This is a genomic window from Streptomyces coeruleofuscus (genome assembly GCF_039532725.1).
Classification (GTDB): Bacteria; Actinomycetota; Actinomycetes; order Streptomycetales; family Streptomycetaceae; genus Streptomyces; species Streptomyces coeruleofuscus.
The window spans coordinates 632,618-646,360 of the sequence record NZ_BAAASE010000005.1 but is presented as its reverse complement, the minus strand read 5'-3'; the positions used below and the strand labels follow the sequence as shown (position 1 = coordinate 646,360).

Here is a 13,743-nt window from a genome sequence, read left to right as displayed (position 1 = left end):
CGGGACCGCGCAACGCCACGGAACGCCTCCGGCGGTCACCGCTCCCGGGCTCGCGCCGCTCCCGGGCTCGCGCCGCTCCCGGGCTCGTGCCGGCGCCGGGCTTGTGCCGCTCCCGGGCTCGTGCCGGCGCCGGGCTTGTGCCGCTCCCGGGCTCGTGCCGGCGCCGGGCTTGTGCCGCTCCCGGGCTCGTGCCGCTCCCGGGCTCGTGCCGCTCCCGGGCTCGCGCCGCTCCAGGGCCGGGTCGACCCCGGGGCCACCTCCGGGGGTCCACTTCCCGAGGCGCCCCGGAGGTGGCCCGCGGCGGCGCCCCCGGAGGTGGCCCTGCGGAGAGTGGCCCCGCGGGAGCGGCCCCCCGGGAGCAGCCCCCGGAGGTGGCCTTGCGGAGGTAGCCCCCCCGCAGGTGGTCTCGTGGAGGTGGCCTTGCGGAGGTAGCCCCCGCAGGCGGTCTCGTGGAGGTGGCCCTGCGGAGGTAGCCCACGGGGGTTGCTTCGTGGAGTGGCCCTGCGGAGGCGGATCCCCGGGGCAGGCCCCCCGGGACGGCCCCCCCCGGGAGCGGGCCCCCGGATCAGGGACCGTCCGGAAGGTGGGACCGACCCAGATGCCGGGCCAATCGGGGGCCGGGCCCCGGACCGGGCCGGACCGGGCCGGACCGGGCCGGGCCCGACCAGTCCCGCCCCCGCTCGGAGGGCAGGTCGTTCGGGGCGCCGTGCCCTCCCGGCCGGGCGCCCGAGGCCTCGGCACCGTCGTCACCGGCTTGTCACCCGTGCCACGACCTCCACAACGCCGCGTACGCCCCGTCCGCCGCCACCAGTTCCTCGTGACTGCCCAGTTCACTGATGCGGCCGTTCTCGACGACGGCGATGACGTCCGCGTCGTGGGCGGTGTGGAGGCGGTGGGCGATGGCGACGACCGTGCGGCCGTCGAGGACCTTGGCCAGGGATCGTTCCAGATGGCGGGCGGCGCGTGGGTCGAGCAGGGACGTCGCCTCGTCCAGGACCAGGGTGTGCGGGTCCGCCAGCACCAGGCGGGCAAGAGCGATCTGCTGGGCCTGGGCGGGGGTGAGCGTCAGGCCGCCCGAGCCGACCTCGGTGTCCAGGCCGTCGTCGAGCGCCCGGGCCCAGCCGTCCGCGTCGACCGCGCCCAGCGCCGCCCACAGCTCGGCGTCGCCGGCACCGGTCCGGGCGAGCCGGAGGTTGTCGCGCAGGGAGCCCACGAAGACGTGGTGCTCCTGGTTGACGAGGGCGACGTGGGAGCGGACGCGTTCCGCCGGCATCCGGGACAGCTCGGCGCTGCCCAGGGTGATCCGGCCGTCCCGGGGCGCGTAGATCCCGGCGAGCAGCCGGCCCAGCGTCGACTTGCCCGCGCCCGAGGGGCCGACCAGGGCCAGCCGCGTGCCGGGGGAGACCTCCAGGGACACCTTGCGCAGGACGTCCACGCCCTCCACGTAGCCGAAGTGCACCCGGTCGGCGTGCACATGGCGTCCGTCGGGGGACACGGACGGGTCGCCGGCCTCCGGCTCGATGTCCCGGACTCCGACGAGCCGGGCCAGCGACACCTGGGCCACCTGGAGCTCGTCGTACCAGCGCAGGATCATGCCCACCGGGTCGACGAGCATCTGGGCGATCAGCGCGCCCGTCGTGAGCTGGCCGACGTCGATCCAGCCGTGCAGCGCGAACACGCCGCCGAGCAGGAGGACCGAGGCGAGCACGGTGACGTGGGTGACGTTGATGACCGGGAAGAGCACCGACCGCAGCCACATCGTGTACCGCTCCCAGGCCGTCCACTCCCGGATCCGGCGCTCGGACAGCGCGACGCGCCGGTCGCCGAGGCGGTGTGCCTCGACGGTGCGCCCGGCGTCCACGGTCTCGGCGAGCGCGGCGGCCACGGCGGCGTACCCGGCGGCCTCCGAGCGGTAGGCGGCCGGCGCCCGCCGGAAGTACCAGCGGCAGCCGGTGATCAGCAGCGGCAGGGCGAGCAGCACGGCGAGCGCCAGCGGCGGCGCCGTGACGACCAGCCCGCCCATCAGCAGCACCACCCACACCACGCCGATCGACAGCTGCGGCACGGCCTCGCGCATGGCGTTGGCCAGCCGGTCGATGTCCGTGGTGATCCGCGACAGCAGATCGCCGGTCCCGGCCCGCTCCAGCACGCCGGGCGGCAGCCCGACCGACCGGACGAGGAAGTCCTCGCGCAGGTCGGCCAGCATCCGCTCGCCGAGCATCGCGCCGCGCAGCCGTACCTGGCGGACGAACAGGGCCTGGACGGCCAGCGCCGCCACGAACAGCCCCGCGGTGAGTTCCAGCCGCAGGTCCCGTGCGCCGTCGGACACCCGCTCCACGACTCCGCCCAGCAGCCACGGGCCGGCCATCGAGGCGATGACGGCGACCGTGTTGACGACGACGAGCAGCAGGAACGCCCGGCGGTGCCGGCGCAGCAGTTCGGTCACGTAGGCGCGGACGGTGGTGGGGGCACCGACCGGCAGGGTGTTCGCCGTCGTCGGGGCCGCCGGGTCGTACGCCGGTGGCGCCACGCCGATCATGCCTTCTCCTCGATCTCTTCCAGGTCGTGCAGTACGTCCTTCAGGGCGACGGAACCGGTCAGCGCGACCTCGTCGTCCGTCTCGCGGGTGACCACCGCGCGGTAGCGGGGCTCGGTGTGCACCAGCTCGTGGTGGGCGCCCACCGCCACGACCTCGCCCTCGTGCAGGAACACCACCCGGTCGGCGCGGTCCAGCAGCAGCGGCGAGGAGGTGAACACCACGGTCGTGCGCCCCGCGCGCAGCTCCCGCACGCCCTGCGCGATCCGTGCCTCGGTGTGCGAGTCGACGGCCGAGGTCGGCTCGTCCAGGACGAGCACCTCCGGATCCGTGATCAGCGACCGGGCCAGCGCGAGTCGCTGGCGCTGGCCGCCGGACAGGGACCGGCCGCGTTCGGTGATCCGGGCGTCCATGGGGTCGGCGGCGTCCACCGAGCCCTGCACCAGCGCCGCCAGCACGTCGTCGCACTGCGCGGCGGCCAGCGCCGCCCGCGGTTCGACGGCGCCCGACGCGGGTACGTCGAGCAGTTCGCGCAGCGAGCCGGACAGCAGCACCGGGTCCTTGTCCTGGACCAGGACGGCCGTACGGGCACTGTCCAGCGGGAGTTCGTCGAGCGGCACGCCGCCCAGCAGCACCGAGGTGCCCTCCTGCGACGGATGCCCGCCCAGCCGTTCCGCCAGCCTGCCCGCCGCGTCCGGGTCGCCGCACACCACGGCGGTGAGCAGGCCGGCGCTCGCGAGCAGCCCGGTGTCCGGGTCGTACAGGTCTCCGGTGGGGAGGTGGGCCTCGCGCGACCCGGCGGTGTCCGTGGCCCGCTCCAGCGCCAGCACGCCCGCGGCCCGTTTGGCGGACGGCCGTGAGAAGGAGTACGCCATGGCGATCTCCTCGAAGTGCCGCAGCGGATAGCTGAGGACCATCACCGAGCTGTAGACGGTGACCAGTTCGCCGACGGTGATCCGGCCCTGGCGCGCCAGGTGCACGCCGTACCAGACGACGGCGATCAGCAGCAGTCCCGGCAGCAGGACCTGGATCGCGGAGATCAGGGACCACATCCGGGCGCTGCGCACCGCCGCGTGCCGGACCTCCTGGGAGGCACGGCGGTAGCGGTCCAGGAACAGTTCCTCACCGCCGATGCCGCGCAGTACGCGCAGACCGGCGACGGTGTCCGAGGCGAGTTCGGTGGCGCGTCCGGCCTTCTCGCGCTGGACGTCGGCACGCCGGGTGGCGCGGGGCAGCAGGGGCAGCACGGCGAGCGCCAGCACGGGCAGCCCCACGACGACGACGACACCGAGCGCGGGCTGGTAGACGAGCAGAGCGGCGCAGACCAGCACGATGGTGACCAGGGCGGCGGTGAACCGCGACCAGGCCTCCACGAACCAGCCGATCTTCTCGACGTCACCCGTGGAGACCGCCACGACCTCTCCGGCCGCGACGCGCCGGGTCAGCGCCGAGCCCAACTGGGCGGCCTTGCGGGCGAGCAACTGCTGGACGCGGGCGGCCGCCGTGATCCAGTTGGTGACGGCGGTGCGGTGCAGGAACGTGTCGCCGACCGCGTTGCCGACGCAGGCCAGCGCCAGCAGGCCGCCTGCCAGGGCGAGTTGCCCGCCGGAGCGGTCGACGACGGCCTGTACGGCGACACCGACGCAGAACGGCAGCGCGGCGACGGAGGCGAAGTGCAGCAACCCCCAGGCCAGCGACTTGAGCTGCCCGTCCAGCTGATTCCGGAAGAGCCACCACAGGAATCGGGGACCCGAACGCGCGTCCGGCACGCCCGGGTCGGGGTACGGAAGGTCTTGAATCTGCATGACGTCCCAGTGGCTCGTGTCAGGGGGAATGGGGGGATGGAGGGATGGGGGGATGGGGATTGAGGGTTCGGCCGAAGGCAACAAACCGTGACAGGTTCGCGTCGCCACGTGGTCGGAGGCAACCGGTTTTCGACCCACCGAACGGAACCGGCCGACAGGGGTGGGAACAGGGTTGCCCCGCCGGGCCGGTGCTCATTGCGGAGGCGGCGGACTCCCCGTAGAACACCGCCCATGAAGAGACGGATCGTCATGTCCATGCTTGCCGGGGCGACCCTCCTGGCGAGTACCCTCCTCGGGACCGGTCCCGCCCGTGCGGCCGACGTCCCCGCCGAGTTCGGCACCGACTGGCACGACCCGGTCACGGCCGCCCCGCCCGTCACGAAACCCGGTGGCAGGTCCTGCGAAGTCACGGTCGCCCAGGCGCAGTTCCGGGACTTCACCCCGTACCGGGGCACGTACACCCCGCCCGGCGACTGCGGCGACCGCTGGAGCAAGGTGGTGCTGCGGCTCCACGGCAAGGTCAAGGGGCGCCAGTACGACCGGCTCGGCTACCTCCACGTCGGCGGGGTCGAGATCTTCCGCACGTCGACACCGCAGCCCTCGCCCGACGGCATCGAGTGGTCGGTGGAGAAGGACGTCACCCGCTACAGCGACACCTTCCGCGGCCGCCAGGACGTCGAGATGCTCATCGGGAACGTCGTCGACGACACCTACACGGGTGTCCTCGACGTCAAGGTCACGCTGACGTTCCACCAGGGCCGCCCCGACGGGAAGAGCCCCGACCGGGTCCTCACCCTCGACGAGGGGACCGACGGCGCGACCACCCTCACGACGCCCCGCAACAGCGAACGCGTCGTCGCCGAGGTGTACGCCACCGGCTCCGGCGGCGGTTGCGAGGAGTACTGGTACCTGAAAGGTGCCCGACCCGGCGCCGTACTCCTGCAAGGCGGGCCAGGGCCCCTACCGCGAGGTGCAGATCCGCGTGGACGGCCGGCTCGCGGGCATCGCCGCACCGTTCCCGACCGTGTGGACCGGCGGCTGGTCCAACCCGTTCCTCTGGTACGTGATCCCGGGCCCGCGCGCCTTCGACATCAAGCCGATCACCTACGACCTCACCCCCTTCGCCGGGCTCCTCAACGACGGCCGCCCGCACCGCGTCGAGGTCTCGGTCGTCGGCGTGCCCGAGGGGCAGACCGGCTGGAGCACCCCCGTGAACGTCCTCGTCTGGCAGGACGAGCAGCGCGCCCACGTTCCCGGGAAGCTCACCGTGCACAGGGCGGGCGACCTCGCCAACTCCTCCTCGTACACGCCCGGTTCGGAGCACCGGGTCGACACCGAGGGCGCCCACCGGCTGACCGTTGCCGGATACGTCGACACCTCGCGCGGCCGCGTCACGACCACTGTCAGCCGTTCCCTCGCCAACTCCTCCGAGCACCGCTGGATGGACGGCGAGACGACCGACGCACTCAAGGCCGCCTGGACCGACGACGAGTCGGTGACCGTCGGCGGACGCGGACCGGCCCACACCACCCGCACCGACCGGACCTACACGATGGACGGCACGACCACCCTCGGCGCGGGCGACCGGCTGCGCACCGTGCTGACCCTCGGCGACCGCGCCACGGCCGTCGAGACGCGCGGCGGCCACCGTACGGCCTGGTCGCGGCTCGACGACTCCTACACGGGCGACGCCACGTACACGGCGAACGTGCCCCGCGACCAACGGCACGCGGTCGGCACGACGAGCGAGCGCTACCGGCTGTACGGCTCGCACGGTTGCTACGACCGCACGCTGACCACCGCGCAGGGGGTGCTCACGGGGGACCGCCACCACTGCTGACGGGGCCGGTGTGGCCTATGTGACGTGTGCCACTTGGGGCGCTTTTACATGGCCGAAACGTTGCGGTCTTGTGCGCGATCAAGACAGCCTCCACAGTGTACGGCTACGGAAGCCGCTTTCCGTATCGCAGAAGTCCCCTCCGGCCTCTGTGCGTCCCGTCCCCCCAAGGAGGCCTCGTGCCACCGTCCGTACCGTCCCTGTCGCGGCGCGTCGCACGCACCCTGCGTAGCTCACTCTTCGCGCAGGTTCTCTGCGCGCTCGTCCTGGGAATCGTCGTCGGGAAGCTGTGGCCGGACACGGCCACGGCTTTCCAGCCGCTCGGCGACGGCTTCACCCGGCTCATCAAGACGGTGATCTCGCCTCTGGTGTTCTGCGTGGTCGTCGTCGGCATCGCCAAGGCCGGTGACCTGAAGGCGTTCGGCCGGATCGGGGTCAAGGCCCTCATCTGGTTCGAGGTCGCCTCCACCGCCGCCCTGGTCATCGGCCTCGTCGCCGCCAACGTCGTCGGGCCCGGCAAGGGCATGAACGTCGACCCCTCCTCGCTGGACGCCGCCGCGGTGAACCAGACGACGGGCGGTGGCCAGCTGCCCTCGACGACCGAGTTCGTCCTCAACGCGCTGCCCGAGAGCTTCGTCGGCGCCTTCGCCGAGAACGAACTGCTCCAAGTCCTCATCCTGGCCTGCCTGGTGGGCGCCGCCCTGCTGCACCTCGGGCACACCAAGGTGCCGAAGATCCTGCCCGCCATCGACCAGGCCCAGGAAGTGATCTTCACGGTCGTCGGCTTCATCATGCGGCTGGCCCCGATCGCGGTGTTCGGCGCGATGGCCCACCTGGTCGGCAACTACGGGCTGGGCGTGATGAAGACGTACGCCAAGCTCATCGTGCTCTGCTACGTGGCGGCCGCGCTGTTCGTCGCGTTGCTCGCCGTCGCCCTGCGGATGGTGACGGGGCTCAGCCTCTGGAAGTTCCTGCGCTACATCCGCGAGGAGATGCTGCTCGCGCTCGGCACGGCGTCCACCGAGTCGGTCATGCCGCGCGTGATGCAGAAGCTGCGCCGGGCCGGTGCCCGCGACGACGCGGTGGGTCTGGTGCTGCCCACGGGCTACTCCTTCAACCTCGACGGAGCCTCGCTCTACCTGTCCATCGGCACGCTGTTCATCGCCCAGGCCGTGGGCGTGGATCTGAGCTTGGGTCAGCAGATCACCGTGGTCCTCGTGCTGATGCTGACCAGCAAGGGCATGGCGGGCATCCCCGGTTCGGCGTTCCTCGCCCTGTCCGCGACGGCCTCGTCCCTGGGCGCCATTCCGGCCGGAGCCGTCGCCCTGCTGCTCGGCGTGGACCGCATCATGGACTCGATGCGCGTCGTCACGAACCTGCTCGGCAACTGCGTCGCCGTGTTCGCGGTGTCCCGCTGGGAGGGTGCGCTGGACATCGAGCGGGCCAAGAAGGTGCTGGACGGTGAAACCGCGGCCGAGGACCTGGAAGGCGGCGACGAGCCCGTTCCGGCGGAGGTTCCGGCCCAGAAGACCAAGGAGACCGTCGCCGACGCCAGTTGACGGCGGCTGGCGAGCGAGCCGCGGTCGTCGCCCGGGACATCGGGCGGCGACCGCGGCTCTTCGTGTGTTCAGTGACGCACCAGGCAGAAGGGATGTCCCGCCGGGTCCGCGTACACCCGCCAACTCCGCCCGTCCGCACCGGCGTCCAGCACCTCGGCGCCCCTGGCCAGCACCTGCTCCTGCGCGTGATCCAGGTCCGCCACGCCGAAGTCCAGGTGGAACTGCTGCGGCCGGGCGGGATCCGGCCACCGCGGCGGCCGGTGGTCTGCCACCCGCTGGAAGGCCAGCACGAATCCGGACGGCGTGTGCAGCGTCGCCCAGTCCTCGTCCAGGGACCACCGCCGGTCCGGCTGGTTGACGACGCCGCCGAGGAGCGACTGGTAGAAGCCGGCGAGTTCCGATGGAGCGGGGCAGTCCAGCACCACGCACTGAAGGTCGGCGATCATGGCGGGAGTCTAGGGGTCCGTCCGGCGGATCAGACCCCGCGTCTGCGGCCTGATCCGAACGAGACCTTGGGCCGCCTCCAGCGCGTCAGCAGGACCCCACCGGCGTCCCGTCGATCAGCGTGTCCAGCAGCCCTCCCAGCGCCGCGCGCTGCTGCTCCGTCAGGGGGGCCAGGATCTCCTCCGCGGCCGACCTGCGCGCCGCCCGCAGCTCGCGCAGCGCACCCCGGCCGTCGTCCGTGAGCTCGATGCGGATCACCCGCCGGTTCGCCGGATCCGGGACCCGGCGAACCTTGCCGCTCGCCTCCAGCCCGTCGACCAGCGTGGTCACGGCCCGGGGCACCACCTCCAGGCGCTCGGCCAGGTCGGCCATGCGCGGCGGCGACCCCCAGTGCGCCAGAGTGCGCAGCAGCCGGGACTGGGCCGGTGTGATGCCGAGGTCGCGATGCTCCAGATGGCGCTTCTGGATGCGGTGCACCCGGCGGGTGAGCCGCAGCAACTGCTCGGCCAGCAGGCCGTCGGAGTCGGGGGAGGTCATGCGGGAACAATATCAGGATGATGTTCATTGTGAGTATAGGTAACAATGAGCTACGATCCGATTCGCCGCCCCAGCCCCGGCCGTACCGCTCTCTCGAAGGAGCCCATGCACCCCGACCGTGAAGCCCCCTGGACCGCACCCGCCGAGTCGAAGGAAGAGCCCCGGCAGGTCCGCCGCATCCTCAGGCTCTTCCGTCCCTACCGGGGCCGCCTCGCGATCGTCGGCCTGCTGGTCGGCGCCGCGTCGCTGGTCTCGGTCGCCACGCCCTTCCTGCTGAAGGAGATCCTCGACGTCGCGATCCCGCAGGGGCGTACGGGCCTGCTCAGCCTGCTCGCCCTCGGCATGATCCTCAGCGCCGTCCTCACCAGCGTCTTCGGTGTCCTCCAGACGCTCATCTCCACCACGGTCGGCCAGCGCGTCATGCACGACCTGCGCACCGCCGTCTACGGCCGCCTCCAGCGCATGTCCCTCGCCTTCTTCACGCGCACGCGCACGGGCGAGGTGCAGTCCCGCATCGCCAACGACATCGGCGGCATGCAGGCCACCGTCACCTCCACCGCGACCTCCCTGGTCTCCAACCTCACCAGCGTGGTCGCCACGATCGTCGCGATGGTCGTCCTCGACTGGCGCCTGACCGTCGTCTCGCTGCTGTTGCTGCCGGTGTTCGTCTGGATCAGCCGCCGCGTGGGCGATGAACGCCGGAAGATCACCACCCAGCGCCAGAAGCAGATGGCCGCCATGGCCGCCACGGTCACCGAGTCGCTCTCCGTCAGCGGCATCCTGCTCGGCCGCACGATGGGCCGCTCCGACTCGCTGACGAAGTCCTTCGCCGACGAGTCCGAGGAGCTCGTCGACCTGGAGGTGCGGTCCAACATGGCCGGCCGCTGGCGCATGGCCGTCATCACGATCGTCATGGCCGCCCTGCCCGCCGTCATCTACTGGACCGCCGGCATGGCCCTCCAGCTGGGCGGCCCCGAGGTCTCCCTCGGCACCATCGTCGCCTTCGTCTCCCTCCAGCAGGGCCTGTTCCGCCCGGCCGTGAGCCTGCTGTCGACGGGAGTGCAGATCCAGACCTCGCTCGCCCTCTTTCAGCGCATCTTCGAGTACCTCGACCTGCCGATCGACATCACCGAGCGCGCGGAACCGGTCCGCCTCGACCGGGTCAAGGGCGAGGTCCGCTTCGAGAACGTCTCCTTCGGCTACGACGACAAGGGCGGCCCGGTCCTCGACGGCATCGACCTCACCGTCCCGGCCGGCGGCAGCCTCGCGATCGTCGGCCCCACCGGCGCCGGCAAGTCCACGCTCGGCTACCTGGTGCCCCGCCTCTACGACGTGACGGGCGGCCGCGTCACCCTCGACGGGGTCGACGTCCGCGACCTCGACTTCGACACCCTGGCGCGCGCGGTCGGCGTCGTCTCGCAGGAGACGTACCTCTTCCACGCCTCGGTCGCCGACAACCTGCGCTTCGCCAAGCCCGACGCCACCGACGAGGAACTCCACCAGGCGGCGAAGGCGGCGCAGATCCACGACCACATCGCGGCCCTGCCCGACGGCTACGACACCGTCGTCGGCGAGCGCGGCCACCGTTTCTCCGGCGGCGAGAAGCAGCGCCTGGCCATCGCCCGGACCATCCTGCGCGACCCGCCGGTCCTCATCCTCGACGAGGCCACCAGCGCCCTGGACACCCGGACCGAGGCCGCCGTGCAGGACGCCATCGACGCGCTGTCGGCCGACCGCACCACGCTCACCATCGCCCATCGGCTGTCCACCGTCCGGGGTGCCGACCAGATCGTGGTCCTCGACTCGGGGCGCGCGGTCGAACTCGGTACGCACGAGGAACTGCTGGAGCGGCACGGCCGGTACGCGGCGCTCGTACGCCGGGACGCCCAACTGGAACCGACAAGATGAAAATATGCCGGGTTTATGACGATATGCGGGTTACCGTGCCCGCATGCAGAAGAACACTCCGCCACGGAGCACGATTCGACTGACGCGCCGGGGCTGGATCGCCCTCGTCGCGACCGGAGCCGTCGTGGTCGGTACCGCCGTGGCGGTGCCGCTGCTGACCCTGGCGCCCGTGGAGGACGGCCGGCCCACGACCCTGGTGATCCCGGAGGGCTGGCGGGCGAGCCAGGTCTACGCCGCCGTCGACAAGGCCCTCGCCCTGCCCCCGGGCAGCACGAAGAAGTCCCTGGCGAAGGCCGCCCTCAAACTGCCGAACGACGCCGAGGGCAACCCGGAGGGCTACCTCTTCCCGGCGACCTATCCCCTCCAGGAGAAGACGACCCCGGCGAAACTCCTGGCGCTGATGGTCGAGACCGCGAACGAGAAGTTCAACGGCGCGCCCATCGCCGCTGGGGCACAGCGCAACGCCCTGAACGTCTATCAGGCCGTCACCATCGCGAGCATCGTCCAGGCGGAGGCGGCCACCGAGGCCGACATGGGCAAGGTCGCCCGGGTCGTCTCCAACCGCCTCGAACGCGGTATGCCGCTCCAGATGGACTCCACCATCAACTACGCGCTGGGCCGCTCCGCCGTGCGGACGACGGCGAGTGACAGGGAGATCGACAGCCCCTACAACTCGTACCAGCGCATGGGCCTGCCCCCCACCCCCATCGACAACCCCGGCGAGGAAGCGATGCGCGCGGCCGTCAACCCGCCCCCGGGCGACTGGCTCTACTTCATCACGGTCAGGCCGGGCGACACCCGCTTCACCGCCGACTACGCGGAACACCAGCGGAACGTCGCGGAGCTCAACGCGCAGAAGAAGAAGGACGGCGCGCGGGCGGCCGGATGACCCACCCGGGCGTCACGCGGCGACCGGCTCCCGCGCCAGCAGTCGCCTGATGTCGCGGACGGCCGCGCGGCCGGCGCGGTTGGCGCCGATGGTGCTGGCCGACGGGCCGTAGCCGACGAGGTGGACGCGAGGGTCGGCGGCCGCGTGCGTGCCCTCCATACGGATGCCGCCGCCCGGGGCGCGCAGCCGGAGCGGGGCGAGGTGGTCGATGGCGGCGCGGAAGCCGGTGGCCCAGAGGATGACGTCGGCGTCGACGTGCCGGCCGTCCTGCCAGTCCACTCCCGTGGGCGTGACGCGGTCGAACATCGGCTGCCGGTCGAGCACCCCGTCCTCGATGCCCCTGCGGACCGCGTCGTTGAGCGGCAGCCCGGTGACCGAGACGACACTCATGGGCGGCAGCCCCTGCCGTACCCGTTCCTCGACGAGCGCGACGGCCGCCCGGCCCGCGTCCTCGTCGAACGGGCCCTCACGGAAGACGGGCGGACGCCGGGTCACCCAGGTGGTGGCGGCCGCGTACGAGGCGATCTCCAGCAGGTGCTGGGTGCCCGAGGCGCCACCGCCCACCACGACGACCCGCTGCCCGGCGAACTCCTCCGGCCCGGGGTACTGCGCGGTGTGCAACTGCCGCCCCCGGAAGGTCTCCTGGCCCGGATAGCGCGGCCAGAACGGCCGGTCCCAGGTGCCGGTCGCGTTGATCAGCGCCCGCGTCGACCACACGCCCTGCGAGGTCTCCACCAGCAGCCGCCCGCCGGGCCCCTCGCGCACGGCCCGTACGTCCACGGGGCGCCGCACCCGCAGGTCGAAGGCCTTCTCGTACCGGTCGAAGTAGTCGCTGATCACCTCGGCGGACGGCCGGGCCGGATCCGCGTCCGTGAGCTCCATCCCCGGCAGCGCGTGCATCCCGTGCACCTTGCCGTACGTCAGCGACGGCCAGCGGAACTGCCAGGCGCCGCCGGGACCGGGGGAGTGGTCCAGCACGACGAAGTCGCGGTCCGGCTCGAAACCGGATCGCCGCAGGTGATAGGCGCCGGCCAGACCGGCTTGACCCGCGCCTATGACGACTACCTCGACCTCGCGTGTGTTGTTCACGCTTCTACCAACCGTGCCGGGGCCGTGGATCTTCCCGGCTGACCGGTAGGGCGGGTCCTAGCCTTCCGAAGGCCGGGTCGCCACGGTCGACGGCGGCAGGTCGCCGTTGAACCGGGTGTCGGTGAAGCCGGCGAAGTCGACCTTGCGCGGGATGAGCTTCAACCCCGTGAACGTGTCGGCGATCTCCTGCTCGGAGGCGATCAGCGGCTTGTCGACCGCGACCGCGATCCGGGTCGTGTAGGTGCGCTTCACCGCGGCCAGCGCCACGTCCTCGGGCAGCCCGGTGTCCTTCGCCCAGACCTTCGCCCACTCCTCCTCATGGTCGTACACCCACCTGTAGGCGCGCCTCAGCCGCTCCAGGTAGTCCTTGACGGCGGCGGCCTTCTTCTTGTCCTTCAGCGCGTCCGGTGCCGCGACCTGGAAGGTGAGCCCGTTGGTCACACCGTCGCCGTCGGTCAGCACCCGGCCCTGCCCGGACTTCAGGATCTGGGAGGTGTACGGATCCCACACCGCCCAGGCGTCGACCTTGCCGGCGGTGAAGGCGGCGAGCGCGTCGGCCGGCTGGAGGTACTTGACCTTGACGTCGCTCAGTTTCAGCCCGGCCTTCTTCAGGGACGCGACCAGCTGGTAGTGCGCGGACGAGCCCTGCGCGACCGCCACGGACCTGCCCTTGAGCTGCTCGGGACCCTTCAGGGACGAGTCGTTCGGGACGAGGACGGTGTCGCCCTTGGACGTGCCGTGCCAGGCGGCCACGACCTTGATCTTCGAGCCCGCTCCGGCCGCGAAGACCGGCGGGGTGTTGCCGACGCCGCCTATGTCGACGGCTCCCGCGTTGACGGCCTCCAGCAGGGGTGGTCCGGAGGTGAACGTGGACCACTTGATCTTGTAGTCGAGGTTCTTCAGTTCCCCGGCCGCTCGCAGGATCGCCTCTGATCCGCCCTTCTGGTCACCGACGTCGATCGTGACCGGGCCATGGCCGTCGGTGCCGCCGTCCGACGTGCCGGCGGCCGAGGTCCCGCCGCAGGCGGTGAGCAGCAGGGCGAGGGGGAGGAGCAGGGCGGCGGGGGCGAGACGTCGTCGCATGGCGGTTCCGTTCGTGTAAGTCGTGATTCGGGCGGGCCGTAGAAGGCCGCAAAGAA

At 72.0% G+C, this 13,743-nt stretch carries 9 protein-coding genes and 1 pseudogene; 4 read left to right on the top strand and 6 right to left on the bottom strand.

Translation table 11 applies throughout. The features are described from left to right. Positions 1–757 precede the first annotated feature (757 nt). Positions 758–2,539, bottom strand: a complete 1,782-nt coding sequence (locus tag ABFX81_RS22275; protein ID WP_086855407.1) for an ABC transporter transmembrane domain-containing protein — start codon at positions 2,537–2,539, stop codon at positions 758–760. Beyond that, complete coding sequence (locus tag ABFX81_RS22270; protein WP_086855408.1) at positions 2,536–4,341, bottom strand: ABC transporter transmembrane domain-containing protein; 1,806 nt, start codon at positions 4,339–4,341, stop codon at positions 2,536–2,538. The genes ABFX81_RS22275 and ABFX81_RS22270 overlap by 4 nt, the downstream gene beginning before the upstream one ends. A 231-nt stretch (positions 4,342–4,572) precedes the next feature. Between ABFX81_RS22270 and ABFX81_RS22265 the strand changes: the two are divergent. Both ABFX81_RS22265 and ABFX81_RS22260 read left to right on the top strand, forming a co-directional pair. Beyond that, positions 4,573–6,181, top strand: a pseudogene (locus ABFX81_RS22265) (peptide-N4-asparagine amidase). Positions 6,182–6,357: 176 nt separating this feature from the next. Continuing rightward, entirely contained in the window at positions 6,358–7,737 is a 1,380-nt protein-coding gene (locus ABFX81_RS22260) for a cation:dicarboxylate symporter family transporter (protein ID WP_086844026.1), read from the top strand. Between the two features lie 68 nt (positions 7,738–7,805). Here the strand turns inward: ABFX81_RS22260 and ABFX81_RS22255 are convergent, their stop codons facing one another. After that, a complete protein-coding gene (locus ABFX81_RS22255; RefSeq protein WP_086844028.1) occupies positions 7,806–8,183 on the bottom strand; it encodes a VOC family protein in 378 nt (125 codons plus the stop codon). Between the two features lie 85 nt (positions 8,184–8,268). After that, positions 8,269–8,718 carry a MarR family transcriptional regulator gene (locus tag ABFX81_RS22250; protein ID WP_086844030.1) on the bottom strand — a complete coding sequence of 150 codons (450 nt, stop codon included), beginning with the start codon at positions 8,716–8,718 and terminating at the stop codon, positions 8,269–8,271. Between the two features lie 105 nt (positions 8,719–8,823). On the opposite strand from ABFX81_RS22250, the gene ABFX81_RS22245 reads away from it, so the two are divergent. Further along, the gene (locus tag ABFX81_RS22245) at positions 8,824–10,626 is read left to right on the top strand and encodes an ABC transporter transmembrane domain-containing protein (protein ID WP_086844032.1); all 1,803 of its coding nucleotides are present in this window, start codon (positions 8,824–8,826) and stop codon (positions 10,624–10,626) included. 43 nt (positions 10,627–10,669) lie between these two features. Further along, complete coding sequence (mltG, locus tag ABFX81_RS22240) at positions 10,670–11,515, top strand: endolytic transglycosylase MltG (RefSeq protein WP_346138543.1); 846 nt, start codon at positions 10,670–10,672, stop codon at positions 11,513–11,515. A gap of 12 nt (positions 11,516–11,527) precedes the next feature. Here mltG and ABFX81_RS22235 read toward each other — a convergent pair whose 3' ends face one another. Beyond that, positions 11,528–12,604: an NAD(P)-binding domain-containing protein gene (locus ABFX81_RS22235; protein WP_346138542.1), complete on the bottom strand. Its 1,077-nt coding sequence runs from the start codon at positions 12,602–12,604 to the stop codon at positions 11,528–11,530. Positions 12,605–12,661: 57 nt separating this feature from the next. Then, positions 12,662–13,687 (bottom strand): aliphatic sulfonate ABC transporter substrate-binding protein, encoded by a 1,026-nt coding sequence (locus tag ABFX81_RS22230; protein ID WP_086851784.1) that lies wholly within the window; start codon positions 13,685–13,687, stop codon positions 12,662–12,664. Between the last annotated feature and the right edge of the window lie 56 nt (positions 13,688–13,743).

Excerpts from the sequence above, each read along its gene's own strand:
- ABFX81_RS22275 (WP_086855407.1), bottom strand. The coding sequence starts at position 2,539 with ATGATCGGCGTGGCGCCACCGGCGTACGACCCGGCGGCCCCGACGACG.
- ABFX81_RS22270 (WP_086855408.1), bottom strand. The coding sequence starts at position 4,341 with ATGCAGATTCAAGACCTTCCGTACCCCGACCCGGGCGTGCCGGACGCG.
- ABFX81_RS22255 (WP_086844028.1), bottom strand. The coding sequence starts at position 8,183 with ATGATCGCCGACCTTCAGTGCGTGGTGCTGGACTGCCCCGCTCCATCG.
- ABFX81_RS22250 (WP_086844030.1), bottom strand. The coding sequence starts at position 8,718 with ATGACCTCCCCCGACTCCGACGGCCTGCTGGCCGAGCAGTTGCTGCGG.
- ABFX81_RS22245 (WP_086844032.1), top strand. The coding sequence starts at position 8,824 with ATGCACCCCGACCGTGAAGCCCCCTGGACCGCACCCGCCGAGTCGAAG.
- mltG (WP_346138543.1), top strand. The coding sequence starts at position 10,670 with ATGCAGAAGAACACTCCGCCACGGAGCACGATTCGACTGACGCGCCGG.
- ABFX81_RS22230 (WP_086851784.1), bottom strand. The coding sequence starts at position 13,687 with ATGCGACGACGTCTCGCCCCCGCCGCCCTGCTCCTCCCCCTCGCCCTG.